This window comes from Shinella zoogloeoides, from assembly GCF_030733845.1.
GTDB classification, from domain to species: Bacteria; Pseudomonadota; Alphaproteobacteria; order Rhizobiales; family Rhizobiaceae; genus Shinella; species Shinella zoogloeoides_C.
Map to the genome: position 1 here is coordinate 999744 of NZ_CP132311.1, position 25052 is coordinate 1024795.

19 protein-coding genes and 1 tRNA gene are annotated in these 25052 nt (G+C 63.7%); 14 read left to right on the forward strand and 6 right to left on the reverse strand.

The window, feature by feature from the left end:
• The first annotated feature begins 45 nt into the window (after positions 1 to 45).
• The 3 genes from Q9316_RS05895 to Q9316_RS05905 all read left to right on the forward strand — a co-directional run bounded on the left by Q9316_RS05895 (position 46) and on the right by Q9316_RS05905 (position 5538).
• The gene (locus Q9316_RS05895) at positions 46 to 3393 is read left to right on the forward strand and encodes a caspase family protein (protein WP_306034301.1); all 3348 of its coding nucleotides are present in this window, start codon (positions 46 to 48) and stop codon (positions 3391 to 3393) included.
• A 279-nt stretch (positions 3394 to 3672) separates the two neighbouring features.
• Positions 3673 to 3762, forward strand: a tRNA-Ser gene (locus Q9316_RS05900).
• Positions 3763 to 4530: 768 nt separating this feature from the next.
• Positions 4531 to 5538, forward strand: coding sequence for a porin (locus tag Q9316_RS05905; RefSeq protein WP_306034302.1), 1008 nt, complete (start codon positions 4531 to 4533; stop codon positions 5536 to 5538).
• A 127-nt stretch (positions 5539 to 5665) separates the two neighbouring features.
• Here the strand turns inward: Q9316_RS05905 and Q9316_RS05910 are convergent, their stop codons facing one another.
• Positions 5666 to 6541, reverse strand: a complete 876-nt coding sequence (locus tag Q9316_RS05910) for an alpha/beta fold hydrolase (RefSeq protein WP_306034303.1) — start codon at positions 6539 to 6541, stop codon at positions 5666 to 5668.
• An 85-nt stretch (positions 6542 to 6626) separates the two neighbouring features.
• Complete coding sequence (locus Q9316_RS05915) at positions 6627 to 8696, reverse strand: lytic transglycosylase domain-containing protein (protein WP_371877964.1); 2070 nt, start codon at positions 8694 to 8696, stop codon at positions 6627 to 6629.
• Between the two features lie 322 nt (positions 8697 to 9018).
• Between Q9316_RS05915 and dapA the strand changes: the two genes are divergently transcribed.
• Entirely contained in the window at positions 9019 to 9903 is an 885-nt protein-coding gene (gene dapA / locus Q9316_RS05920; protein WP_306034304.1) for a 4-hydroxy-tetrahydrodipicolinate synthase, read from the forward strand.
• Between the two features lies 1 nt (position 9904).
• Positions 9905 to 10384, forward strand: coding sequence for an SsrA-binding protein SmpB (gene smpB, locus Q9316_RS05925; protein ID WP_306034305.1), 480 nt, complete (start codon positions 9905 to 9907; stop codon positions 10382 to 10384).
• Positions 10385 to 10404: 20 nt separating this feature from the next.
• On the opposite strand, the gene Q9316_RS05930 is transcribed toward smpB, so the two are convergent.
• Both Q9316_RS05930 and Q9316_RS05935 read right to left on the reverse strand, forming a co-directional pair.
• Positions 10405 to 10875, reverse strand: coding sequence for a hypothetical protein (locus Q9316_RS05930; protein WP_306034306.1), 471 nt, complete (start codon positions 10873 to 10875; stop codon positions 10405 to 10407).
• Between the two features lie 203 nt (positions 10876 to 11078).
• Positions 11079 to 11654: a LabA-like NYN domain-containing protein gene (locus tag Q9316_RS05935; protein ID WP_306034307.1), complete on the reverse strand. Its 576-nt coding sequence runs from the start codon at positions 11652 to 11654 to the stop codon at positions 11079 to 11081.
• A 410-nt stretch (positions 11655 to 12064) separates the two neighbouring features.
• Between Q9316_RS05935 and rpoZ the strand changes: the two genes are divergently transcribed.
• The 8 genes from rpoZ (at position 12065) to era (ending at position 18812) form a co-directional block, all read left to right on the forward strand.
• Positions 12065 to 12466, forward strand: a complete 402-nt coding sequence (rpoZ, locus tag Q9316_RS05940) for a DNA-directed RNA polymerase subunit omega (RefSeq protein ID WP_306034308.1) — start codon at positions 12065 to 12067, stop codon at positions 12464 to 12466.
• Between the two features lie 111 nt (positions 12467 to 12577).
• Positions 12578 to 14806: a RelA/SpoT family protein gene (locus Q9316_RS05945; RefSeq protein ID WP_306034309.1), complete on the forward strand. Its 2229-nt coding sequence runs from the start codon at positions 12578 to 12580 to the stop codon at positions 14804 to 14806.
• Positions 14807 to 14976: 170 nt separating this feature from the next.
• A complete protein-coding gene (locus tag Q9316_RS05950) occupies positions 14977 to 15129 on the forward strand; it encodes a DUF3563 family protein (protein ID WP_306034310.1) in 153 nt (50 codons plus the stop codon).
• 102 nt (positions 15130 to 15231) lie between these two features.
• A complete protein-coding gene (locus tag Q9316_RS05955; RefSeq protein ID WP_306034311.1) occupies positions 15232 to 15813 on the forward strand; it encodes a DUF2062 domain-containing protein in 582 nt (193 codons plus the stop codon).
• Complete coding sequence (gene acpS, locus Q9316_RS05960; RefSeq protein WP_306034312.1) at positions 15810 to 16220, forward strand: holo-ACP synthase; 411 nt, start codon at positions 15810 to 15812, stop codon at positions 16218 to 16220. Before Q9316_RS05955 ends, acpS begins: the two co-directional genes overlap by 4 nt.
• A gap of 67 nt (positions 16221 to 16287) precedes the next feature.
• Entirely contained in the window at positions 16288 to 17058 is a 771-nt protein-coding gene (gene lepB / locus Q9316_RS05965; RefSeq protein WP_371877965.1) for a signal peptidase I, read from the forward strand.
• Complete coding sequence (gene rnc, locus Q9316_RS05970) at positions 17055 to 17768, forward strand: ribonuclease III (protein ID WP_306034314.1); 714 nt, start codon at positions 17055 to 17057, stop codon at positions 17766 to 17768. The genes lepB and rnc overlap by 4 nt, the downstream gene beginning before the upstream one ends.
• 99 nt (positions 17769 to 17867) lie before the next feature.
• Positions 17868 to 18812, forward strand: a complete 945-nt coding sequence (gene era, locus Q9316_RS05975) for a GTPase Era (RefSeq protein WP_306034315.1) — start codon at positions 17868 to 17870, stop codon at positions 18810 to 18812.
• Between the two features lie 202 nt (positions 18813 to 19014).
• Here the strand turns inward: era and Q9316_RS05980 are convergent, their stop codons facing one another.
• Positions 19015 to 21378 (reverse strand): putative bifunctional diguanylate cyclase/phosphodiesterase, encoded by a 2364-nt coding sequence (locus tag Q9316_RS05980; protein ID WP_306034316.1) that lies wholly within the window; start codon positions 21376 to 21378, stop codon positions 19015 to 19017.
• Positions 21365 to 22414 (reverse strand): polyamine ABC transporter substrate-binding protein, encoded by a 1050-nt coding sequence (locus tag Q9316_RS05985; protein WP_306034317.1) that lies wholly within the window; start codon positions 22412 to 22414, stop codon positions 21365 to 21367. The genes Q9316_RS05980 and Q9316_RS05985 overlap by 14 nt, the downstream gene beginning before the upstream one ends.
• A gap of 211 nt (positions 22415 to 22625) precedes the next feature.
• Here Q9316_RS05985 and Q9316_RS05990 point away from each other — a divergent pair, with 211 nt between their 5' ends.
• Positions 22626 to 24935, forward strand: a complete 2310-nt coding sequence (locus Q9316_RS05990) for a Tex family protein (RefSeq protein ID WP_306034318.1) — start codon at positions 22626 to 22628, stop codon at positions 24933 to 24935.
• Positions 24936 to 25052: the final 117 nt, after the last annotated feature.

Sequence of the window (25052 nt, forward strand, 5' to 3'; positions counted from 1 at the left end):
TGGGCCATACGTAATACTGGCGGCAATAATGCCGGAGGGAAGGGCATGTTCAAGCGAATACAAAAGCGCTGGGCGCCGGTCTTCTTTGTCTCGGTTGCTGTCGTTGTGTTCAACGCGAACGCCGCTGAGGCGAAACGCGTTGCATTGCTGATAGGCAACCAGAAGTACGAAGAGACGGCCCAGCTCAACAATCCTGCCAACGACGTGGAGCTCATGCGCGCCTCGTTCGAAAGCGCAGGCTTCGATTCCGTCAAGACGGTCCTCGATCTCGACCGCGCCGCCATGGTGAAGGCGCTGCGCGAATTCGAGGACGATTCGATGGATGCGGAAATGGCGGTGGTCTACTATTCCGGCCACGCCATGGAGATGAACGGGATCAACTACCTCATTCCCGTCGACGCGGCGCTGAAGAGCGACCGCGACGTCGAGGACGAGAGCGTCGCCATCGACCGCGTGCAGCGCTCGCTGGAAGGCGCCAAGAAGCTGAAGCTCTTCATTCTCGACGCCTGCCGCAACAATCCGTTCTCCCAGTCGATGACCCGCTCGATCGGCACCCGCGCCGTGACGCGCGGCCTTGCCCGCGTCGAGCCCGAATCGGCCGACACGCTGATCGCCTTCGCCTCCAAGGCCGGCACGGTGGCGCTCGACGGCGAGGGCAGCAACAGCCCCTTCGCCACCGCGCTCTCGAAATACCTGACCGAACCCGGCCTCGACGTGCGCATCGCGCTCGGCAAGGTGCGCGACGAGGTGGTGGAAGCCACCAACCGCGAGCAGGAACCCTTCGTCTACGGTTCGCTGGGTGGCGCGCAGATCTTCCTGAACATCAAGGAAGTGAACATCAACGTCACCAACAGCGGCAACACGCAGGAGGTCTCGCCGAACGGCCAGTCCGAGGCGGCGGCCGACTGGCAGAACATCCGCGACCTCGCCGACGAGGACCTGATCGCCGCCTTCATCGCCAAGCATGGCAAGGACCCGGTCTACAAGATGCTGGCGGAAAAGAAGCTCGCCAGCCTCAAGGAAGCCACCCAGAACGAAGGGCAGGATGCCGCGGGCATCGCGTGGGAAGCGCTCAAGGAGTCGACGGATGCGGCGGCGCTGCAGCGCTTCATCGAGCGCTATCCGGACAGCCAGCACCGCGGCGATGCCGAACAGCTCATCGCCGCGCTGGAGCCTAAGAAGGGCCTCAGCGTCGATCTCGCCTCAAAGGAAACGGCCGCCTCGCGCGACTGCTACCTGCTTGCCGGCGAGCCGCAGTCGCTGCCCGGCTTCATGGGCGTCAACTTCCTGAAGATCGATGCCAAGCGGGCGCTCGCCGCCTGCGCGCAGGCGGTCAACGAGAACCCGTCCGACGGCATGCTCGTCAACCTGCTCGGCCGCGCGCATGACGCCGACCGCAACTATGTCGAAGCCCGCCGGAACTACGAGAAGGCCATCGAACTCGGCAATATGTACGCGCTCACCAACCTTGCCTGGTTCTCGGTCTACGGCACGGACGGCCCGGTCGACGTGCCGAAGGGCCTGTCGATGCTCGAGAAGGCATCGATCGCCGGCAATTCCTACGGCCAGGCGTCGCTCGGCTGGCTCTACCGCGAAGGCTATGGCGGCACGCGCCAGGACTATAACGAAGCGGTGAAGTGGTATCAGCAGTCGGCCAACCAGGGCTATGCCAATGCCATGGCGACGATGGGCTGGTTCTACCGCGAGGGCCTCGGCGTCTCGCAGGACTATGTCCAGTCGCTGACCTGGTACCGCAAGGCCGCCGATGCCGGCGACGCCAACGCCATGTCCTCGCTCGGCTGGGCCTACCAGAACGGCCTCGGCACGGCGCAGAACTATGCCGAAGCCAAGGTCTGGTACGAGAAGGCCGCCAATATGGGCGATTCCTACTCGATGGCCTCGCTCGCCTGGCTCTACGACGTCGGCAACGGCGTGAAACAGGACTATGTGGAAGCCCGCTACTGGTACGAGAAGGCCGCCAATGCCGGCAGCGCTTACGCCATGGGCAACCTGTCCCGCCTTTACGACCAGGGCCTCGGCACGCCGGCCGATGCGAAGGAGGCCGTCCGCTGGGCCGCCGCCAGCGTGGAAAGCGGCGATGCAAACAAGCTGAAGGAGCTGAAGGAAACCCCCGGCAACTTCACGGTCGCCTTCCGCAGGGAAATGCAGGACCTGCTGCGCGAGCGCGGCTACTACAGCGGAACGTCGGACGGCGAGTTCGGCCCGGCGACCTTCGCCGCCATCGACAAGCTGGCGACCGGCCGCAACGACGGCTCGACCCTGTCGAACACCAACACGACGACGACCGATACCAGCCAGTCGACGGTCACCCTCAGCGGTTCGGATGCCGACCAGTGCTACGAACTGGCGGGCGAGCCGAACCTGCGTCCGGGCTTCCTCGGCAAGCTTTTCGCGCAGATCGACTATGGTCGCGCGATCCCGGTCTGCGAGGCGGCGCTCAACGCCAATCCGTCGGACAACTCGATCCGCAACATGCTGGGCCGTGCCCATGATGCCGCGCGCAACTATCCGAAGGCCCGCGAGCACTACCAGAAGGCCGCCGACGAGGGGAACCTCTACGCGCTGACCAACCTTGCCTGGTACTCGATCTACGGCACGGACGGCGCCGTCGACATGGCCAAGGGTACCCGCATGTTCGAGCAGGCCTCGAACGCCGGTAACCCTTACGCCCAGGCCTCGCTCGGCTGGCTCTACCGCGAAGGCTACAACGGCACGCGCAAGGACTATGACGAGGCGATCAAGTGGTATCGCAAGGCAGCCGAACAGGGCTATGCCAATGCGCAGGCCACGATGGGCTGGTTCTACCGTGAAGGCCTCGGCACGGCGCGCGACTACAACGCCTCGCTCGACTGGTACAAGAAGGGCGCGGAAGGCGGCGACATCAACGCCATGTCGTCCGTCGGCTACGCCTACCAGTCCGGCCTCGGCGTTGCGGTCGACTATGCCGAAGCCATGCGGTGGTACGAGAAGGCGGCCGCCCAGAACGACTACTACTCGATGGCCTCGATCGCCTGGCTCTACGACGTCGGCAACGGCGTGAAGCAGGATTACGTGCAGGCGATCAACTGGTACGAGAAGGCGGCAAACGGCGGCAACACCTACGCCATGGGCAACCTGTCCCGCCTCTACGACCAGGGCCTTGGAACGCGTGCCAACGCCAAGGAGGCCGCCCGCTGGGCCGCAGCCAGCGTCGAGGGCGGCGACCAGGGCAAGCTGCAGGAACTCAAGGGCTCGCCGGCGAACTTCACGCCGCAGTTCCGCAAGGAGTTCCAGGAAATCCTGAAGTCCCGCGGCTACTACAACGGCCCCATCGACGGCGACTTCGGCGCCTCGACGCAGAACGCGATCGACCGCCTCGCATCCCGCACCTGACCCGAAAGGCCGGGTGCCCGAAAAACAAAGCCGCTGGAAACGAACCCGTTTCCGGCGGTTTTTTTATTGTGATGCCCGGCAGGGGAATCAGTTCGTGAACCTGACGACACCTGAGAGAAGGGCGGCAAGTGCCGCGCGGATATGCACAGGCCGGCCGGCGAAAATGCCCCGGAAACAGGCAATGAAACGGGTTGCCGGCCGCATGGATCATTTCATTTCGCCGTGACGATCAAAAAGGCCTTGCAATCGCAAGCTCTGCCGCATAGTGAAACCGCGAGCGGAGAGGTGGCCGAGTGGTCGAAGGCGCTCCCCTGCTAAGGGAGTATACCGGAAACGGTATCGAGGGTTCGAATCCCTTCTTCTCCGCCAGTTTTCTCTTTCCCTTGTTTTCTTTCCCGCCACGGCACGGCACCTCGCGCTCTTTTGCGCGGCCGTCCGGCTTCGGTCATTCTGGCGGCAGTGCGCGGTGCTGATGCCGTAGGCCGGATGCGATTCTCCCATCGTCGTCGTCGCGGGAGAGGTTCGTCTCTTTATATACGTGACGGATACGGGGATCAGGCGAATGCCCACGACGGGCGCGCTGACAAGACTCGTGCATACGACCAAAAAATCTCTTGAGGATGCGACGGCATGGCGCCGACGGCCGATGCGAGGCTATCTGGAGATGCCATCGGGCATCGCGACTCGGTCCGAATCGAAGGGCTGGGCAAGCAGGCGATTCTCGTTTTTCGCCATCGCCGGGCGGGCTGCCGGTGCCGATCATGACGTGAGAAAATGCCGCTTTGCCACCTTGAAGGGCCGCATTTGCCGTCTTGTCGCCCCTGATGTGGCAGGTCGGGAGGGAAGATGGGGGTGGCTAAGTGCCCGCTTCATAAGGTATTTTGTTAATGATCCTTAAACTTTTAGCGATCTGCCCTGCCATTTTGTGTCCTTTGCGCAACAGCGTGGGGCGAAGGCGGACACAAACCCCATCTCCTTTCAGTTTGGAGATTGCTTACGGAAGCGCGTCTTGTATTTTCAGCATCGGAAGCAGGGGCGGTTGATCGTCCACTTCTTGAACTTGGGGATGGGGCAGGGAACGCTGTCCTTCAGCAAAAAACCCAGACCCGTTTGAAACTTTTTGACTGGAGGTCAGAAATGAACATCAAGAGCCTTCTCATCGGCTCCGCTGCCGCTCTCGCAGCAGTTTCCGGCGCACAGGCCGCCGACGCTATCGTTGCTGCCGAGCCCGAGCCGATGGAATACGTTCGCGTTTGCGACGCATTCGGCACCGGCTACTTCTACATCCCGGGCACGGAAACCTGCCTCAAGATCGGTGGTTATGTCCGCTTCCAGGTTAACGTCGGCGAGCACGCTGCCTACGACAACTCGAACGCGACCAACCCCTTCAACAACTCTGACTGGGATGCCGGCACGCAGGCTTACCTGACGTTCGACGCCAAGTCCGACACCGAATACGGCACGCTGACCGGCTACATCGCCCTCGAAGCTGACCTCGACGGCCCGTACGCTGGCGTATATGTCGACGAAGCCTACATCCAGCTCGGCGGCTTCAAGGCCGGTAACTACTACGGTCCCTGGGACAAGGGCCTGAACGGCGAAACCGAAGACCTGAACGACGACAAGATCTTCAACTCGATCTCGTACACGTATGAAGGCGGCGCCTTCTCCGCTTACGTATCGCTTGACGAACTCGAATTCAGCACGACCCGTCCGAACGGCGTTGGCGTCACCGGCCTCGTAACGGCTGCTCTCGGCGGCGTTTCCATCGACCTGCTCGGCTCGTACGACACCGAAGTCGAAGAAGGCGCCATCCGCGCCCTGCTCTCGGCTGAACTCGGCCCGGGCACGCTTCAGGTTGCTGGTATCTGGTCTTCCGACCCGAACGCCTACTACCGTACGGCTGAATGGACTGTTGCTGGTTCGTACTCCTTCAAGGCTACTGAAAAGCTGACGATCACCCCGGCTGCTCAGTACTGGAGCGATGTCGGCTTCATCGACGGTGTTGACCAGTGGCGCGTTGGCCTCACGGTCGGCTACGAAATCACGCAGGGCCTCGCAGCTCTCGCAACGGTTAACTACACCGACAACGACCTGACGGACGACAGCACCACCGGCTTCCTCCGCCTGCAGCGCAGCTTCTAATCTGAAGTTGAGCTAAAGATTGACCCGCAGTCTCTTCGAGACTGCGGGTTTTTCATTTGTGGCTTTGAAAAACGGCACGCCTTTCCAGTCCCCGCGGTTATCCCGGAGACTGGAAAGGCGTTATCGCTTAAAGGCGATCGAGAAACGCCTTTACCTTGGGAAACAGGCCGGGATGATGCAGGAGAGGGGCGTGGCCCTGGCCTTCGGCGACCACGGCTTGGACAGTCGGACGCTGCGCAGCCATGCGCGACAGGGTATCGGCTGAAAACAGCCTCGAATGTTCCCCGCGTACCGCGAGAACCGGCTTTTCCGCGAGAAGGTCGAACTGCGGCCATAGCGTGGGCAGCGGCTTGCTGAAATCGATCGCATGCAGCTGGTCCGCCAGCCTCGGATCGTGGTCGGCGACGACCTGTCCGTCCTTCACCGTATAGATGGCATCGGCCATCTCGCGCCAGTCGGCGCGCGTCAAGGCCGGGAAGGTCGATCCGTGGAGGTCTTCGAGCCCGACGGCCGCCGAACCGAAGGTCGCCGGCTGGGCGCGTTTGCCGAGATAGTCGCGGATATCCTTTAGTCCCTCGGCTTCGATTTCAGGTCCGATATCGTTGAGAACGACGCCGGCGATGAAGCCGGGTTGCGTCGCGGCCAGGATATGCAGGATCAGCCCGCCGCGCGACGTCCCGACGAAGACCCCACGCGCAATGCCGAGCGCTGCGCACACGGCGATCACGTCTCGGCATTCGATGGCGACATTGTAGTTCGCGGGGTTGGCGTCATAAGCGGAGAACCCGCGCCCGCGATAATCGAACGCGACGACGCGCCGGGGGGAAACGGGATCCTGCGAAAGCAGCACGGCGAATTGGTGGAAGTCGCGCGCATTGCGGCTGAGGCCCGGCAGGCAGAGGATGGGGAGGCGCGTTTTATCGCCGCGAACGGGCTGGTAATCCCGCACATGAAGCTGCAATCCGTCCGGAGCGGGGAAGAAGCGGCTCGTGGAATATATCATGGTTCGCATGCCTGCCTTTGTCTGCGGACAGACTAGAGAGCCGTCGCGTCCCGGGCAAGGTACCCGCTGCCGGGCAGGGAACCGGCTACCGCCCGACGCTGAGATCGTGCACGATGTCGGCCTGCTGCCCGAGCCGCGTCTTGTAGACCTGGTAGTTCTCCATGACGCGCTGCACATAGCCGCGGGTCTCGGAGAAGGGAATGCGCTCGATCCAGTCGACCACCTCGTCGATCGGCTTGCCGCGCGGATCGCCATAGCGGGCGATCCACTGCGGCACGCGGCGCGGGCCGGCATTGTAGGCGATGAAGGTCAGCACGTAGGAGCCGCCGAAATCGCTGATCTGCTCGCCGAGATAGTGCGCGCCGAGCGTGGCGTTGTAGGCGGCATCCGAGGTCAGTCGTTCCTTGGAATAGGCAAGGCCGTAGCGCTTGGCGACGCCCTGCGCCGTGCCCGGCATCAGTTGCAGCAGGCCCTGCGCATTGGCGGGCGAGACGGCGGCCGGGTTAAAGGCGCTTTCCTGCCGCGCGATGGCATAGGCAAGTGCCTTGCCCGAGCCCGCAATATTGGCGCCGTCGGGAATGACGCCGATGGGGAAGGCGAGGGCGGCGACATCGATGCCGCGCCCGAAGGCGATCTTGCCGATCTGCAGCGAGAGCTGGTGGTTTCCGCCCTTTTCCGATTGCGCGGCGAGCAGGGCAAGTTCGCCGGGGTTCACCAGTTCGCCGGCGAGTGCGCGATAGAGGCTGTCGGCGCGCCAACCGTGGCCGGCGGCCTGCAGCCGGGCGATCGCCTGCACGGCCTCGTGCTGATTGAAGCGCGCCCGCTCCTCCGCCGTCGGGGTCGGATAGGCGACGTTGAGCGTCTTGCGGCCGAGCCGCGCGGCGGCAAGCTGGCCGTAGAAGGTGCCCGGAAAGTTCGCCGCCTTGGCAAAATAGTCCTTCGCCTCGCCCGGGCTTGCCTTTTCGGCGGCGCGGCCGAGCCAGTACCAGGCGCGGGAAACGGAAAGCGGCCGGTCGGAAGCCTGCAGGATGCGCTGGAAATGCTTGGCCGCCGCTTTCGCGTCGCCGAGGTCGCGCAGCGCATACCAGCCGGCATGGAACTCCGCCTCCACGATATCCGAAGGATCGTTCGCGCCGTGATGCGCGGCCACGCGATAGGCGTCGCGATAGTCGCCGAGATCGGCAAGGCCGCGGCTGACGATGCGCTGCTCGTTCCACCATGCGCCCGGATTGACGAGGCGCGCCGGGTCTTCCGGCATGGCGGTGAAGAGCTTTCCGGCCGCGCGATATTCCTCCTTGTTCCGCAGGTGGCGGATGCGCAGGAAGGTGTATGCCGGATCCTTCTGCCAGCTTGCGTCCACGGCCTTGATCAGGTCGCCAGCATTCTTGGCCTTGCGAAGGACGGCTGCCCAGGCGCGGTAAAGCGACTGCGCCTTGCCGAGATCGCCGAAACGCTGCGCCTGGTCGATGCGGTCGCGGTAGAGCAGCATGTCCATGCGCGCCTTGTGGTCTGCCACGGTGAGCAGGGTGCCGAACTCCGCAAGGATCTGGCTTTCAAGGTCGCTGGAGAGCGCTTCCTTCTGCCAGAAGGAGCGCAGGATGTCGGTGGCGCGCACGGTATTGCCCGTCGCAACGAGAGCGCGGCTCAGCACGAGGGCGCCTTCCGCCGTTTCCGGCCGCGTCGTGCCGAAGGCGGCGAGGACGTCGGCGGTCGGCGGGTTTTCCCGGGCGAGCGCCCGCTCGGAATGGGTGCGCAGTGCCTTCAGGCCCGGCCAGCCCTTGAGCTCACGCTGGGCGGCGGCGATTTCGTAGGAGGGCACGCCGCGCTGGCCCGAAACGGCGATCGCCCAGGTCAGGATATGGCGGTCGAGGCTGTCGGCGGGCAGGCGGTTGCGGGCGGCGATGGCTGCGGCGGCATCGCGGTTGGAAAGTGCGTCGAGGCCTTCGCGCAGCTCGGCGCTCGCCGGCTGAAGGCTCTCCGTGCGCGGGATGGCGTTGGTGATGACGTCCTTCGACGGCATGTCGGCGGCAAAGCCGAGCGGCTTTATCGCGGGCATTGCCGTGTTCTCCGCTTCCACCGGCGTGGAGTGAAGCGCAAGGCCGGCGAGGCCTGCAAGCAACAAGGCGCCAAGGGCGAAACTGTTTGTCGAGATCATGCTATGTCCCGGATGCCTGACAGGCGGCCCGTCTGACCGTCTCTTTCCGCCTGATCCTTGACAATCAATTAACCCTTTGTTGCCTTAACGAAACCTTACCGGCAACGCTCACTAAGCCGTGAACGCCGGTGCCTTGAAAGCGACGGGCGAGGGAAGGCGAATATTCGCTCGCCATCGCCGTTTCGCCTTGATCATGCATGAAAAACGCCCCTCGCGCCGCTTGCCGCATGACTGTCACATGATTATTGTGCGGCAGTTTTTAACCACGGAATACGGCCAAAGCATGTATGCCTCCGGGCGGCTCTGGTCTCAGGAGTTCTCGATGTTCAAGGGATCCATTCCCGCTCTCGTCACCCCCTTCACCGATGCCGGCGCTGTCGACGAAGATGCCTTCGCCGCCCATGTCGAATGGCAGATCGGCGAAGGCAGCCATGGCTTCGTTCCGGTCGGCACCACCGGCGAATCGCCCACGCTGTCGCATGACGAGCACAAACGGGTCGTGGAACTCTGCATCAAGGTGTCCGCCGGCCGCGTGCCGGTCATCGCCGGTGCAGGCTCGAACAACACCAAGGAAGCGATCGATCTCGCCCAGCACGCCGAAAAGGCCGGTGCGGACGCGATCCTGGTCGTGACGCCCTATTACAACAGGCCGACCCAGAAGGGGCTGTTCGCGCATTATGCCGCGATCGCCGGGGCCGTGAAGCTGCCGATCATCATCTACAACATCCCCGGCCGCTCGGTGGTCGACATGACCCCTGAGACGATGGGTGCGCTTCACAAGGCGCATCCCTCGATCATGGGCGTCAAGGATGCGACGGGCAAGATCGAGCGCGTTTCGGAGCAGCGCATCGCCTGCGGCAAGGGTTTCGTCCAGCTTTCCGGCGAGGATGCGACCGCACTCGGCTTTAACGCCCATGGCGGGACGGGGTGCATCTCGGTGACGGCCAATGTCGCGCCGCGGCTCTGTGCCGAGTTCCAGGAGGCGACGCTTGCCGGCGATTATGCCAAGGCGCTGGAATACCAGGACAAGCTGATGCCGCTGCACAAGGCGATCTTCCTGGAGCCGGGGCTCTGCGGCGCCAAGTATGCGCTGCACCGCACGCGCGGCATGAACCGCACCGTCCGCTCGCCGCTCCTCTCGGCGCTCGAGCCTTCCACCGAGGCAGCGATCGACGCGGCGCTTCGCCACGCCGGCCTGTTGAACTGACATGGCAACGAAAGCGCGCCCGACGACGGTCAAGAAGATTGTAGCGGAGAACCGGAAGGCCCGCTTCAACTACGAGATCGTGGATACCTACGAGGCCGGTCTGGTGCTGACCGGTACGGAGGTCAAGTCGCTGCGCGAAGGCAAGGCGAATATCGCGGAATCCTACGCCTCGGACGAGGGCGGCGAGATCTGGCTGATCAATTCCTATCTGCCGGAATACCTGCAGGCGAACCGCTTCAACCACGAGACGCGGCGGCGCCGCAAGCTCCTGCTTTCCAAGCGCGAGATCCATCGCCTGCGCATCGCGATCAACCGTGAAGGCATGACGCTCGTGCCGCTCAAGGTCTACTTCAACGATGTCGGGCGTGCCAAGCTCGAGCTCGCGCTTGCCAAGGGCAAGAAGCTGCACGACAAGCGCGAGACGGAGAAGGAGCGCGACTGGAACCGCCAGAAGGGCCGCCTGCTGCGCGAGCGCGGCTGAAGCGGCTTCCGGCTTCCTCCTCAGAACTGGGTGTAAAGCTGCGCAATCATCGTCTGCTGGGCGGTGCGCGACAGCTGCGCGCTGCCCACTTCGGCCGGTACGTCCGGCGACGGGGCAGGGTTGGCGCTCGGCGTGCGCGCCGTCAGGAACGAGGACATCAGCGAGTTGAGATCGCCGCTGTCGATGGCGAGCCGTGCGCCCGGGTTGCGCTCCGCTGCGACCTGCTGGTCGGTGGTCGGCTGGGCGACCGGTGCGGCATAGGAGAGGGCGGAGATGCCCGGCAGGCCGTTCGGCGCATAGAGGAAGCCGAGGTCACCCTGGTCTTCAGCAACGTCGGAGGGCGTCGAGACGGTCGTCACCGGCTGCGGCAGGACGAGGGCAGCAAGCGCCGCCACGGCGGGGCGGTTCTCGGATGCATTGGCCGAACGCAGCTCCAGCGCGTTCGATACTGCCCGGTAGCTGTTGCCCGAGGCCGATACTGCGTCCACCATGTTCCGAATGCCCTGATACGAATGACTGTCCGATGTCGGGAATATCAGGAGAGTCTTGCAGAACGTTAATGGGCGGCCATCGCATTTGATTCAATGTTTAACAAAGCATTGAAAGCGGCGGATTTTCGGGGTTTCGAAGGCTGTGCGAGACGAAAAACCCCGGCACAGGGGCCGGGGTCCGCGTTTCTTTTCGAGGCAGGCCCCTATTGGGCGACGGTTTCCACAGGCTCGACCGTGCGCTGCGGGCGCTCGGACGGGTCGCGGCCGATTTCGGCCTTCAGCGAGCCGAGGTCGATGAAGTAATCGGCCTGGCGGCGCAGGTCGTCGGCGATCATCGGCGGCTGCGTCTGCATGGTGGAGACGACGGAGACCTTGCGGCCCCTGCGCTGCAACGCCTCGACGAGCGTGGTGAAATCGCCGTCGCCGGAGAAGATGACGAGGTGATCGACGGTCTCGGACTGCTCCATCGCGTCGATGGCGAGCTCGATGTCCATGTTGCCCTTGATCTTGCGGCGGCCGAGCGAGTCGGTGAATTCCTTGGCGGGCTTGGTGACGACCTTGTAGCCGTTGTAGTCGAGCCAGTCGATCAGCGGGCGGATGGAGGAATATTCCTGGTCCTCGATGAGGGCCGTGTAGTAATAGGCGCGCAGCAGGTAGCCGCGTTTCTGGAAGGCCTTGAGCAGCTTCCTGTAATCGATGTCGAAGCCGAGTGTTCTTGATGCCGCATAGAGATTTGCACCGTCGATGAAGAGGGCGATTTTCTCGCGGGGGTCGAACATGCCGGATAATCCTTTTAAATAGAAGTTGCGTTAAACGACTGATTTTTGCCCAAACGGCAGTTGCCCGGATGCACTATCCGGTTGAATTAATTCTTCTTCATATAATCTTCATTTAGGGCAGTGTCCGGCGCTTTCCAAGCAAACCTAGGTTGCGAAGGCGATTTTTCCGGCCGGCATCGTTTCAGCAAATTCAAAGGCTTCGGAATTGGGAAATAGTTCCCGCGCCTTACCCTATTTGTCCGATATTTCCGCGTTTTGCTTACCGTAACGGGAGGTGTCAATCACAAGTTACATGGGCTGCCTTACGACACCTCTCCGCCGGCGCCGGACAAGGAAAAACTTGAATTTGCCTTCCATTGCCTGTATCGGGCATGCAAACTCCTGAAATTCTCGATCACAAAGGACAGGCAATGGCCCGTGTCACCGTTGAAGATTGCATTGACAAGGTAGACAACCGCTTCGAGCTGGTTCTTCTTGCAAGCCATCGCGCCCGCCTCATCTCGCAGGGCGCCTCCATTACCATCGACCGCGACAACGACAAGAACCCCGTCGTGGCGCTGCGCGAGATCGCCGACGAAACCCTTTCGCCCGACGACCTGAAGGAAGACCTGATCCACTCGCTGCAGAAGCATGTGGAAGTGGACGAGCCCGAGTCCGACCCGGCAAGCCTGCTGGCGGACGACGCAACGACCGCCACCGTCGACGAGGACGAGGACCAGCCGGAAACGATCGCCTTCGACCGCATGTCGGAAGAAGAGCTGCTCGCCGGCATCGAAGGTCTCGTTCCGCCGGAAAAGAGCGACGATTACTGATTTCGGTTACCTTGCCGAAACCTTTGTTGTTGCGAATGCCGGTGCGCCCCTCTTAAGGTCGGGGCGCACTTTTCTTTTGCCCTGCCGGAAGCGGGGAGGAGCCGTCCGAGGATGATGCGTCAATATGAACTCGTCGAGCGGGTTCAGAAATACAAGCCCGATGTCAACGAGGCCTTGCTGAACAAGGCCTATGTCTATGCGATGCAGAAGCATGGGCAGCAGAAGCGGGCGAGCGGCGATCCCTATATCTCGCATCCCCTCGAAGTCGCCGCGATCCTCACGGACATGCGGCTCGACGAATCCACCGTCGCGGTGGCGCTGCTGCACGACACGATCGAGGATACCAGCGCGACGCGCGCGGAAATCGACGAGTTGTTCGGCGAGGATATCGGCGCGCTCGTCGAGGGCCTCACGAAGATCAAGAAGCTCGACCTCGTCTCCAAGAAGGCCAAGCAGGCGGAAAACCTGCGCAAGCTGCTGCTCGCCATTTCCGACGACGTGCGCGTGCTGCTCGTCAAGCTCGCCGACCGGCTGCACAACATGCGCACGCTGGACCACATGTCGCCCGAAAAGCGCGCCCGCATCTCCGAGGAGACGATGGACATCTATGCGCCGCTCGCCGGCCGCATGGGCATGCAGGACATGCGCGAGGAGCTGGAGGACCTTTCCTTCCGCTACATCAACCCGGAAGCCTACGAGACCGTCACGCGCAAGCTGGAGGAACTTTCCCGGCGCAACGAAGGCCTGATCCGCAAGATCGAGGACGAGCTGCGCGAGCTGCTGGTGACGAACGGCCTTGCCGAGGCGCTGGTCAAGGGCCGGCAGAAGAAGCCCTATTCGGTCTTCCGCAAGATGCAGTCGAAGTCGCTCTCCTTCGAGCAGCTGTCCGACGTCTACGCCTTCCGCATCCTCGTCGACGACGTTCCCGGCTGCTATGCGGCGCTCGGCATCGTGCACACGCGCTGGCGCGTCGTGCCGGGGCGTTTCAAGGACTATATCTCGACGCCCAAGCAGAACGACTACCAGTCGATCCACACGACCATCGTCGGCCCCTCGCGCCAGCGCATCGAGCTGCAGATCCGCACCAAGCGCATGCACGAGATCGCCGAATACGGCATCGCGGCGCATTCGCTCTACAAGGACAAGGAAGCGGTGAACGGCGACGTCGCCCCGTCGCCGCGCTCCAACGCCTATGCGATGCTGCGCCGGACGATCGAGGCGCTGGCGGAAGGCGACAATCCGGAAGAATTCCTGGAGCACACCAAGCTCGAGCTCTTCCAGGACCAGGTCTTCACCTTCACCCCGAAGGGCCAGCTCATCACGTTGCCGCGCGGCGCGACGCCGATCGATTTCGCCTATGCGGTGCACACAAATGTCGGCGACACCTGCGTCGGCGCCAAGATCAACGGCCGCATCATGCCGCTCGTCACCCGCCTCAACAATGGCGACGAGGTGGAGATCATCCGCTCCGGCATCCAGGTGCCGCCGCCGGCCTGGGAAGAGATCGTCGTCACCGGCAAGGCGCGCGCCGCCATTCGCCGCGCCACCCGCGCGGCCGTGCGCAAGCAATATTCCGGCCTCGGCTACCGCATCCTCGAGCGCACCTTCGACCGCGCCGGCAAGGTCTTCTCGCGGGACGGGCTGAAGCCGGTCCTGCACCGTCTCGGCCAGAAGGAGGTGGAGGACGCCATCGCCTCGGTCGGGCGCGGCGAACTCTCCTCGCTCGACGTGCTGCGCGCCGTTTTCCCGGATTATCAGGACGAGCGCGTCACGGTGAAGCCTAGCTCCGACGACGGCTGGTTCAACATGCGCAGCGTCGCCGGCATGGTGTTCAAGCTGCCCGGCAAGACCAAGGCTGAGCTGGAGCGCGGCGAAGGGGAGGCCGGTCCCGAGGCATTGCCGATCCGCGGTCTTTCCGGCAATGCCGAGGTGCATTTCTCCGCCGGCGGCGCCGTTCCCGGCGATCGCATCATCGGCATCATGGAGAAGGACAAGGGCATCACCATTTACCCGATCCAGTCGCCGGCCCTGCAGAAGTTCGATGATGAGCCGGAACGCTGGATCGACGTGCGCTGGGATCTCGACGAGGCCAACAACACCCGCTTCATGGCGCGCATCATGATCAACGCGCTGAACGAGCCGGGCACGCTCGCCGAGGTCACCCAGACGATCGCCACCAGCGACGTCAATATCCGCTCCATGTCGATGACGCGCGTCGCCGCCGACTTCACCGAGGTCCATATCGACCTGGAAGTCTGGGACCTCCGGCAGCTCAACCAACTCATGGGCCAGTTGAAGGAGCTGCAATGCGTCTCGACGATCAACCGCGTCTTCGTATGACGGTTTCCATGCAAATTTGTGGCAGCCTGCCTTGAATAGGGCAGGTTTGCCCAAGTTTTGACCAGTCGTTATGCGTGTCTCGCATGGCTGTATTGGGATAGTGTCGCTGGTGTCTGCGGGGCGACAGACCTATCTTCTGCATCGGGAGGTCAACCGAATGAGGTTTGCCAATGCTGAAGCAGTTCAAGAATTTCACCCGCGCCCTGCGCATTCCGTCCGCTGAAGACCGCGAAACCGCCTACCTGAACGGCGCTATCGACCGGATCGACCTGGAATACCGCCAGCGTCAGATCGACCGCGGCCTCTTCCGCAAGTCCTACTGAGACCAGCGGCTTTGTGTGGCGCACATGGTTGCGCCACGGCGACCGCCCGGCGCCATGACGGCGCCATTGAAATGCCACTAACGGATCGGCTATGTCTGGGCGATGTTGTTCAGGCGCCGAAAAAAACCTTCCTGGCCGGACCGATTGCGCGAATTCTTCTGGCCGCGCAAAGGGTTGACGCGCCCGGCGCGGTATCTCGCCAAGCGAATCCTGCGCCTTTCCGCCTCGCCCCACGCGGTAGCCGCGGGCGTCGCGGCCGGCGCCTTCTCCGCTTTCACGCCGCTCCTCGGTTTTCATGTCATCCTGGCGCTGGCGCTGGCCTACCTGATGGCGGGCAACCTGCTTGCCGCCGCGCTCGCCACGACCATCGCCAATCCGCTGACCATTCCGCTGATCGCCCTCGCGACCTTCCGGCTGGGCGAGGCGATGCTCGGCATCCAATCCGCCGAGGCGATTTCCGCATCCGAGCTCTTCCATAGGCTGGAGCATCTCGAACTGTCGGAACTCTGGCAGCCGGTGCTGAAGCCGATGCTGGTCGGCGCCGGCATTCTCGGCACCTCGGCCGCCATCCTTGCCTATTGCGCGACGCGCTTTGCCGTGCGCTCGTTCAAGGCGCGGCGCCACGCCCGCCTTGCATCCGCCGCGCATATCCCCGTCCTTTCCCGTGGAGACCATACCCTATGATCATCGGCATCGGCAGCGACCTCATCGACATCCGCCGGGTGGAGAAGTCGCTGGAGCGGTTCGGCGAGCGTTTCACGGAACGCTGCTTCACCGAGATCGAGCGGGCGAAGTCGGACGGGCGCAAGAACCGCGCGGCCTCCTATGCCAAGCGGTTCGCCGCCAAGGAGGCCTGTTCCAAGGCGCTCGGCACGGGGCTGGCGCAGGGCGTGTTCTGGAAGGACATGGGCGTCGTCAACCTGCCGGGCGGCAAGCCGACGATGAAGCTCACCGGCGGCGCGCACGAACGGCTTAAGCAGCTTCTGCCGGAAGGCCACGAGGCGCGCATCCACATCACCATCACGGATGACTTTCCGCTGGCCCAGGCTTTCGTGATCATCGAGGCGCTGCCGTCCGGAACGCCCGGATAACAGGCATCCCGCGTCTTTTTGACCGACACGATTTCCAACAGACAACCTTTCCTCTATAGAGGGCCCCATGTTTGCAAATAAGGAAAAGTCCGGCGTGGCAGAGAAGACTGAGAAGGCCCAGAGCGGCCTGTGGGAAAACGTCAAGGTCATCATCCAGGCGCTCCTGCTCGCCGTGGTCATCCGCACCGTGTTTTTCCAGCCCTTCACCATCCCGTCCGGCTCGATGATGCCGACGCTGCTCGTCGGCGACTATCTGTTCGTCAACAAGTTCTCCTACGGCTATTCGAAATATTCGCTGCCGTTCTCGCCGAACCTGTTCTCCGGCCGCATCTTCGCGAGCGAACCGGAGCGCGGCGACATCGTCGTTTTCCGCTTCCCGCCGAACCCCGACATCGACTACATCAAGCGTCTCGTCGGCCTGCCGGGCGACCGGATACAGGTGCGCGACAGCGAACTCTACGTCAACGGCGTGCCCGTCAAGCGCGAGCATAACGGCTTCTTCCGTGCCGACGACCAGTACGATACCGGCGAGGACGTGCCGATCTTCCGCGAGACCATGGACAATGGCGTAGCCTACGACACGCTGGACACCCGTCCGGGCACCGTCGGCGACAACACGCGCGAATTCATCGTGCCGGAAGGCCACTATTTCATGATGGGCGACAACCGCGACAACTCGGCCGACAGCCGCTTCGACGTCGGTTTCGTTCCGGCGGAAAACCTGATTGGTCGCGCCAGCCTGATCTTCTTCTCGCTCGGCAACGACACCTCGTTCAGCGAGATCTGGAAATGGCCGACCAACCTGCGCTGGGACCGCCTGTTCAAGGTCGTTGAATGAAGGGCGCCATTCCGCTGAACGACGCGAACCGGAAAGCCCTTGAAGACCTGATCGGTTACGCCTTTTCCGACAAGGACCGCCTCGACCGGGCCATCACGCATGCCAGTGCCCGCCCCGGCAAGGGCAGCAACTACGAGCGTCTGGAATTCCTCGGCGACCGCGTGCTGGGGCTTTGCGTCGCCGAGATGCTGTTCCGCACTTTTCGCGAGGCGAAGGAGGGCGAGCTTTCCGTTCGCCTGAACCAGCTCGTGAGCGCGGAAAGCTGTGCGGCGGTCTCTGATGATCTCGAGCTGCACCGCTTCATCCGCACCGGCGCCGACGTGAAGAAGCTCACCGGAAAAGCCATGCTGAATGTGCGCGCCGATGTGGTAGAGTCGCTGATCGCCGCGATCTACCTCGACGGCGGGCTTGAGGCGGCGCGGGACTTTATCCTGCGCAACTGGCAGGACAGGGCGGCCCGCGCGGAAGGCGCGCGGCGCGACGCCAAGACCGAATTGCAGGAATGGGCGCATGCCAGGTTCGGCGTGACGCCCAACTACCGCGTGGACGAACGTTCGGGACCGGATCACGACCCGCGCTTCACCGTGACGGTGGAGATAAAGGGCGTGAAGCCGGAAACCGGCATCGACCGCTCGAAACGGGCGGCCGAACAGGCGGCCGCGACAAAAATTCTGGAACGCGAAGGCGTCTGGCCCAAGGGCAGCGCCTGAAGCAATTCCAGCACAAGCGCGCAAGCGATTTTGCGTTTGGAATTGCGTAAACAAAAGGACGAGGCATTTCGTGGAAATGCTTCAGGATTGACGGACAAGATGACCGAAGAACAGAACAACCCCGCCGGGAACGGCACGAACGGCGAGGGCCCGACCCATTCGGGCTTCGTGGCGCTCATCGGCGCGACCAATGCCGGCAAGTCGACGCTGGTCAACCGCCTCGTCGGCGCCAAGGTGTCGATCGTCAGCCACAAGGTGCAGACGACGCGCGCCATCGTGCGCGGCATCGCCATCCACAACAACGCCCAGATCGTCTTCATGGACACGCCCGGCATCTTCAAGCCGCGCCGCCGGCTCGACCGCGCCATGGTCACGACCGCCTGGGGCGGTGCCAAGGATGCCGACGTGATCATGTTCCTGATCGACAGCGAGCGCGGCCTTAAGGGCGACGCCGAGACGATCCTGGAGGGCCTGAAGGAGGTCCACCAGCCGAAGATCCTCGTCCTCAACAAGGTCGATCGGGTGAACCCGGAGGACCTGTTGAAGCTCGCCGCGGCCGCAAACGAGGTCGTCAAGTTCGAGCGCACCTTCATGATCTCGGCGCTGAACGGTTCGGGCTGCGAGGATGTGCTCGACTATCTCGCCGCGGCGCTGCCCGAGGGACCGTGGTATTATCCGGAAGACCAGATTTCCGACCTGCCGATGCGCCAGCTCGCGGCGGAAATCACCCGCGAGAAGCTGTTCCTGCGCCTCCACCAGGAGCTTCCCTATTCCTCGCATGTCGAGACGGAGCGATGGGAGGAGCGCAAGGACGGCTCCGTGCGCATCGAGCAGGTGATCTATGTCGAGCGCGACAGCCAGAAGAAGATCGCGCTGGGCAAGAACGGCGATGCGATCAAGGCCATCTCCATGGCCTCGCGCAAGGAGCTGTCGGAAATCCTCGAACAGCCCGTGCACCTCTTCCTCTTCGTGAAGGTGCGCGAGAACTGGGGCGACGACCCCGCCCGCTTCCGCGAAATGGGCCTGGATTTCCCGACGTCCTGACGGAATGGGATTTCATTGGGGGACGCTCACTCCCCTCTGCCCTGCCGGGCATCTCCCCCTCAAGGGGGGAGATTGGATGGAGCAACGCTCTGCCCATTTCCAGCGCTATTGATTGAACGAGGCTCCTACCTCTTGCCGATCTCCCCCCTTGAGGGGGAGATGCCCGGCAGGGCAGAGGGGGGGTAGGCCGCGTCCACCAGCCTCAAGCCCGCGCCCGAAGCTCCAGCGTCTGCGTCATCTCGCGCGCTTTCTCCATCAGCCGCTGCATCGCCCAGATGCCAAGCTCCTCGATCGGCTGGGGCTTGCAGATGAGATAGCCCTGGTAGAGATCGCAGCCGGCGGCGGCGAGCAGGGCCATCTTCTCGGTCGTATCGACCCCCTCCGCGATAACGGACATGTCCTGCGCATGGCAGAGCGCGACGAGCGCGCGCAGCGTCGGCAAGGCGGCCGAGCGGGTCAGGCTTTCGACAAGCTCGCGGTCGAGCTTGATGGTCTCGGCCGGATACTCGATGATCTGCTGCACGGATGTGTAGCCCGCGCCGAAATCGTCGATGGAGATGCGGAACCCGCGTGCGCGCAGGATCTCGATGTTGCGGCGCGATTGCTCGCCGAGCTTCACCGCGAAGGTTTCCGTCAGCTCGATCTCGATCATGCGCGCTTCCACGCCATGCCGGTCGGCACAGGCGCAGAAATGGTCGCTGATCGACTTGGTGTAGAGTTCGGCGGACGAGATGTTGATGCAGAGGACCGTTTCCGCGCCGAAGAGCTTGCGGATCTGGCCGTACTCCGCCATTGCCCGGTCGATCACCCACCAGTCGATCTTGCTGAACAGGCCCGTCGTCTCGGCGATGGGGATGAATTCGTCCGGCGTCACGCGGCCGAGCAGGGGGGAGTTCCAGCGCAGCAGCGCCTCGCAGCCCGTCACCTTGCCGTGGCCGTCGACGATCGGCATGTAGACGAGGTGGAATTCGTCGTCCGGGTCGAGGATGCGCAATTCCTCCTCGATGCGGCGCTGGCGGTTGCGCTTTTCGTGCAGCGATCGCGAATAGCGGGCCGAGCCGTTCTTGCCCTGGGATTTCGCTTGGTACATGGCGGCATCCGCATTGGCGATGAGTTCCGGCAGGTTGCGGGCATCTTCCGGATAGACGGCGATGCCGATGCTGGCCGTCACCGGATAGGCCTTGTCCAGCACCTCGAAGCCCTCGGCGAAGAGGTCGAGGATCGCGTTGGAAATCTCGGTGATCGTGCCGCCGCCCGGCTGGCAGCGCAGCATGATGGCGAACTCGTCGCCGGAAAGGCGGGCGAACAGGCCATGCGGCAGCCCGCGCTCGGCAACGACGCGGTCGACGATGGCGGAGATGCGGTCGGCCAGCGTCTTCAACAGCTCGTCGCCGATCTTGTGGCCGTGCTTGTCATTGACGAACTTGAAGTTGTCGACGTCGATGAAGAGCAGGGTGCAGCCGATATCCTCGGCTTCCGCCTCCTCGATGATCTGCGTCGAGCGGATGTTGAAATATTCCCGGTTCGAGATGCCGGTCAGCGTGTCCGTCCAGGAGGCGTTCTGCACGAGGTCGAAGGACTGCATGGAGTGGTCGTGCAGCCGTTTGACGTTCGCCGAGAGGCGGCCGATCTCGCCGGCCTCGTTCATTTCCGGCAGCGCGCTGCGGCTGCCGGTCATCACGTCGGTGAGCTGACGGTCGAGGCTGGCGATAGGATTGGTGATGTAGCGGCGCACGAGCAGCAGCACGAGGCCGATGGTGAACAGGCTGAGCGCGATCGCGCCGAGCGCCAGCAGCGTCTTTAGCGTGGCGAGCCGGTTGTTGAGGAAAGCGGGATCCGGTGTCAGGCGGGCGAAGAGGGAAGGGCCGAGCGTCGCGGTCGCCGAAAGCGCGCCCTTCGCCAGGAACTGGTGCTGGCCGATATCGACCGTCGCGCCGTATTCCTTTTCGAGCGCCCGCTTCATGTCGAGGAAGGCTTTTGGCCGGACAGCCGTCTGCACCAGGATCGCGCCGCCCTTGGCGCTTGCTACCGGGCGGTTGAAGGTGAGCGGATCGATGAACTCGGAATGCACGATCAACGGCTCGATACCGGCCTCGTCGAGATAGTTCCAGGAGGAGAGCCGGGGGCTCGCGATAACCTGGCGGGCATGCTCCATCTGCTGCGGGGTGATTTCTGCGAACGGGTCGTCGCTGTCCTCGAAATAGTAATCGACCGTCAGCGGCGGGCGGATGATCGCCACCGAGATGAAGCGCTTGCGGTCGTCGGAGAGCGAGGTGATGCTCTGCTGCAGGCGCACGCCGAGCGCGGTGCTGCGGTAGGCCGCGTCGGGCTCGTTGATGAAGAGCCGGACCGCGCCGCCTTCGACCAGCGAATAGATGAAGCTGCGGTTCTGCGTGACCTCGTTCTGGAAGACGGCGGTCAGGAGGCCCATCTGCTGCCAGAGGCGCGCGCGCTCCAGCCCGAGGATCGAGGAGCTCTGGACGTAATAGATGAGGGAGGCGGCAAGCACGTAGCCTGCCAGCACGACCGGGAAGATGAGGGCGAGGGCGCGTTTACCGAGCGTCACTGAGTTGGGCCAGACTGCTGATGATGCGGCGGCGGGCCTGGACCGATTGCACGGTCAGTTCCTCCTGAAGCTGGCTCTTGGCCAGGATTTCCGGTGCGGCATAGATTTCGGGATTGGATCGGACGTCCTGCGGCAGCAGCGCCAGGGCGGCGGTGCTCGCGGTCGGCATGTTGAGCGTGATGGCGTTGCGCGCGCCGTTCTCGGCACTGCTGATATAGTCGACGAGCTTCAGCGCGAGCTCCTTGTTCTGCGAGCGCTCGCTGACGGCGATGCAGTCGAGCCAGGAGAGCGTGCCTTCCTTCGGCACGACGTAGCGCCAGAGGCCCGGCGCGGAGACCTTGTCGTTCAGGGTGTACTGGTCGCCGCTGTAGCCGAGCGCCATGTAAATGTTCGGCCCCTTGTCGGCGCTCTGGACCGAGGTGATGACGTAGTCGTAGGTGAGCACGTAGGGCAGCTGCGCCTTCATCAGCTCGTAGGCTGCCTTCAGCGTCTCGTTGTCGTTGGCGTTGACGGACTTGCCGAGCAGCACGAGCGGGGCGACGAAGGCCTCGGCGTGGTCGTCGTACATGGCGATATGGCCGCGCAGGCTCTCAGCCGGTTTCATCATGTCCGCCCAGGAGGTCGGCGGCGTGGTGATCTTGTCGGAGCGGTAGAGGATGCCCATCGTGCCCCAGAGATAGGGCACGCCATAGCCGCCGCAGCGTGTCGTCCAGCTGTCGGCATAGTCCTTCAGGGCCGGCACGTTTTTCGTGTCGACGGCCATGATGATGCCGCGGTTGCCGTAGAGCCTGGCGCCGTTCTCGTTGGTCACGACCACATCGACATTGCTGTTGGGGTCGGCGAGAATCTCGTCGCGCGCATCGCCGCTGTCGTAGAAGGTCTGGCGTACCTCGATGCCGGTCTTGGCCGAGAAATCCTTCAGGATCTGCTCGTCGATGTAGGATTCCCAGATGAGGAGATTGAGCGTCGCCGCGCTTGCCGGGGCAGCGATGGCGAAGGCCGTCGATGAGACTGCTGCAAGAAATGCGCCGCGCATGCCGAAGGCCCCGTTATCCCCTATGCCGGACAAGATAGGCGGCAAGACTTTATGAAGAGTTACAACCGGTAAGCTCCCCTTTTTGTCCGTTCAACCCTGATGCAGCCGTACCGCCGTGCTATCGTGATATATTGTGGACGTGACGGTCCTGCGGTTGGCCTTCCGCCGTGCGCTCACTATGGTCGCCCCGCACCATCCAGAGGAGTTCGACATGGCCCCGACACCGCTCAAGATCGCGAACCTGATCGCCGCCGAGATAAAGGCGACATCCGCGCAGGTTTCCGCCGCCGTCGGGCTGCTCGACGAGGGCGCGACCGTGCCCTTCATCGCGCGCTACCGCAAGGAGGTGACCGGCGGGCTCGACGATACGCAGCTTCGCGTTCTGTCCGAGCGGCTGACCTATCTGCGCGAGCTGGAGGCCCGCCGCGCCTCCATCCTCGAATCCATCGCGGGGCAGGGCAAGCTGACGGACGAGTTGACGGCCAAGATCGCCGCCGTCACGACGAAGGCCGAGCTGGAGGACATCTACCTGCCCTACAAGCCGAAGCGCCGCACCAAGGCGGAGATCGCCCGTGAACGCGGCCTCGGCCCGCTGGCCGATGCGATCCTGGCGGACCGCGCACTGGTGCCGGCGGAACTGGCGGAAAAGTTCATCTCGGCCGAGGTGCCGGACGTGAAGGCCGCGCTGGAAGGCGCGCGCGACATCGTCGCCGAGCAACTGACGGAAAATGCCGATCTCCTGAAGCGCCTGCGCGAATACATGAAGGACAACGCATACCTCCGCTCCCGCGTAGTCGAGGGCAAGAAGGAGGCCGGCGCCAAGTTCTCCGACTATTTCGACCATACCGAGCGCTGGGCGAACGTGCCGGGCCATCGTGCGCTAGCCATGCTGCGCGGCTGGAACGAGGAGTTCCTGTCGGTCGATATCGTCGTCGATCTGGACAATACCGAGCCGGTCAAGCCCGTGGAGCGCATCATCGCCTCCTTCTACGCCCTCGGCACGAAGCCGGGTGACAAGTGGCTGGCGGAGGTCATCGGCTGGACCTGGCGCGTCAAGCTCTCCATGTCGCTGTCGCTCGACCTGATGCGCGAGATGCGCGAGCGCTCCGAGGAGGAAGCGATCCGCGTCTTCGCGCGCAACCTCAAGGACCTGCTGCTCGCCGCCCCCGCCGGCACGCGCGCCACGATGGGCCTCGATCCGGGCATCCGCACCGGCGTCAAGGTCGCCGTGGTCGACAATACGGGCAAGGTGCTGGAGACGACGACGGTCTATCCGTTCCCGCCGAAGAACGACGTGCGCGGCACGCAGGCCGAGCTTGCCAGCCTCATCCGCAAGCACAAGGTGGAGCTGATCGCCATCGGCAACGGCACCGGCAGCCGCGAGACGGAGAAGCTGGTCGCCGACATGCTGGCGCAGCTCCCCGCGCCAAAACCCACCAAGGTCATCGTCTCGGAGGCGGGCGCCTCGGTCTATTCCGCCTCGGAAACGGCGGCGGCCGAATTCCCGAACCTCGACGTCTCGCTGCGCGGCGCCGTCTCCATCGCCCGCCGTCTGCAGGATCCGCTGGCCGAGCTCGTCAAGATCGAGCCGAAGTCGATCGGCGTCGGCCAGTACCAGCATGATGTCGACCAGGGCAAGCTCTCGCGCTCGCTCGATGCCGTGGTGGAAGACGCGGTGAACGCGGTCGGCGTCGATCTCAACACGGCCTCCGCGCCGCTGCTCGCGCGAGTTTCCGGGCTCGGAAAGTCGTCGGCCGAGGCGATCGTCGCGCATCGCGACGCCAACGGCCCGTTCGAAAGCCGCAAGGAGCTGATGAAGGTCTCGCGCCTCGGCGCGCGCACCTTCGAGCAGTGCGCCGGCTTCCTGCGCATCCCGAACGGCAAGGAGCCGCTCGATGCCTCCTCGGTACATCCCGAAGCCTATGGCGTCGCCAAGAAGATCGTCGCCGCCTGCGGGCGCGATGTGCGCGCGCTGATGGGCGACAGCGCGGCGCTCAAGACGCTCGATCCCAAAATCTTCGTCGACGAGCGCTTCGGCCTGCCGACCGTCAAGGACATCCTCGCCGAGCTCGAAAAGCCCGGCCGCGACCCGCGCCCGGAATTCAGGACCGCGACCTTTGCCGATGGCGTGGACGACATCAAGGACCTCAAGGTCGGCATGCTGCTGGAAGGCACGGTGACCAACGTCGCCGCCTTCGGCGCCTTCGTCGATATCGGCGTGCACCAGGACGGCCTCGTGCACGTCTCCCAGCTCGCCGACCGCTTCGTCAAGGACCCGCACGAAGTGGTGAAGGCCGGCGACGTGGTGAAGGTGCGTGTGACCGAGGTGGACGTGCCGCGCAAGCGCATCGGCCTCACCATGCGCAAGGACGGCGGCGCGCCCGCCGCCCGCGACAACGCTCCGCGCGGCGACAGGGATGCGCAGATGAAACCCAAGTTCAGCCAGGCCGCTCCCAAGCAGCAGGCGCCGTCGCAGGGTGCCTTCGGCGCGGCGCTCGCCGAGGCGATGAAGCGGAAGTAAGGCCAAATTTTCCTAATGGCTGCCGGCAGAAATCGTCGTTTGTTTTGACCCACCCGTTTGCGCATAGTCGCGGCATGGGCGGGCTCAACGGGCCGGCGGCGCAATGCGCCGCGGTGT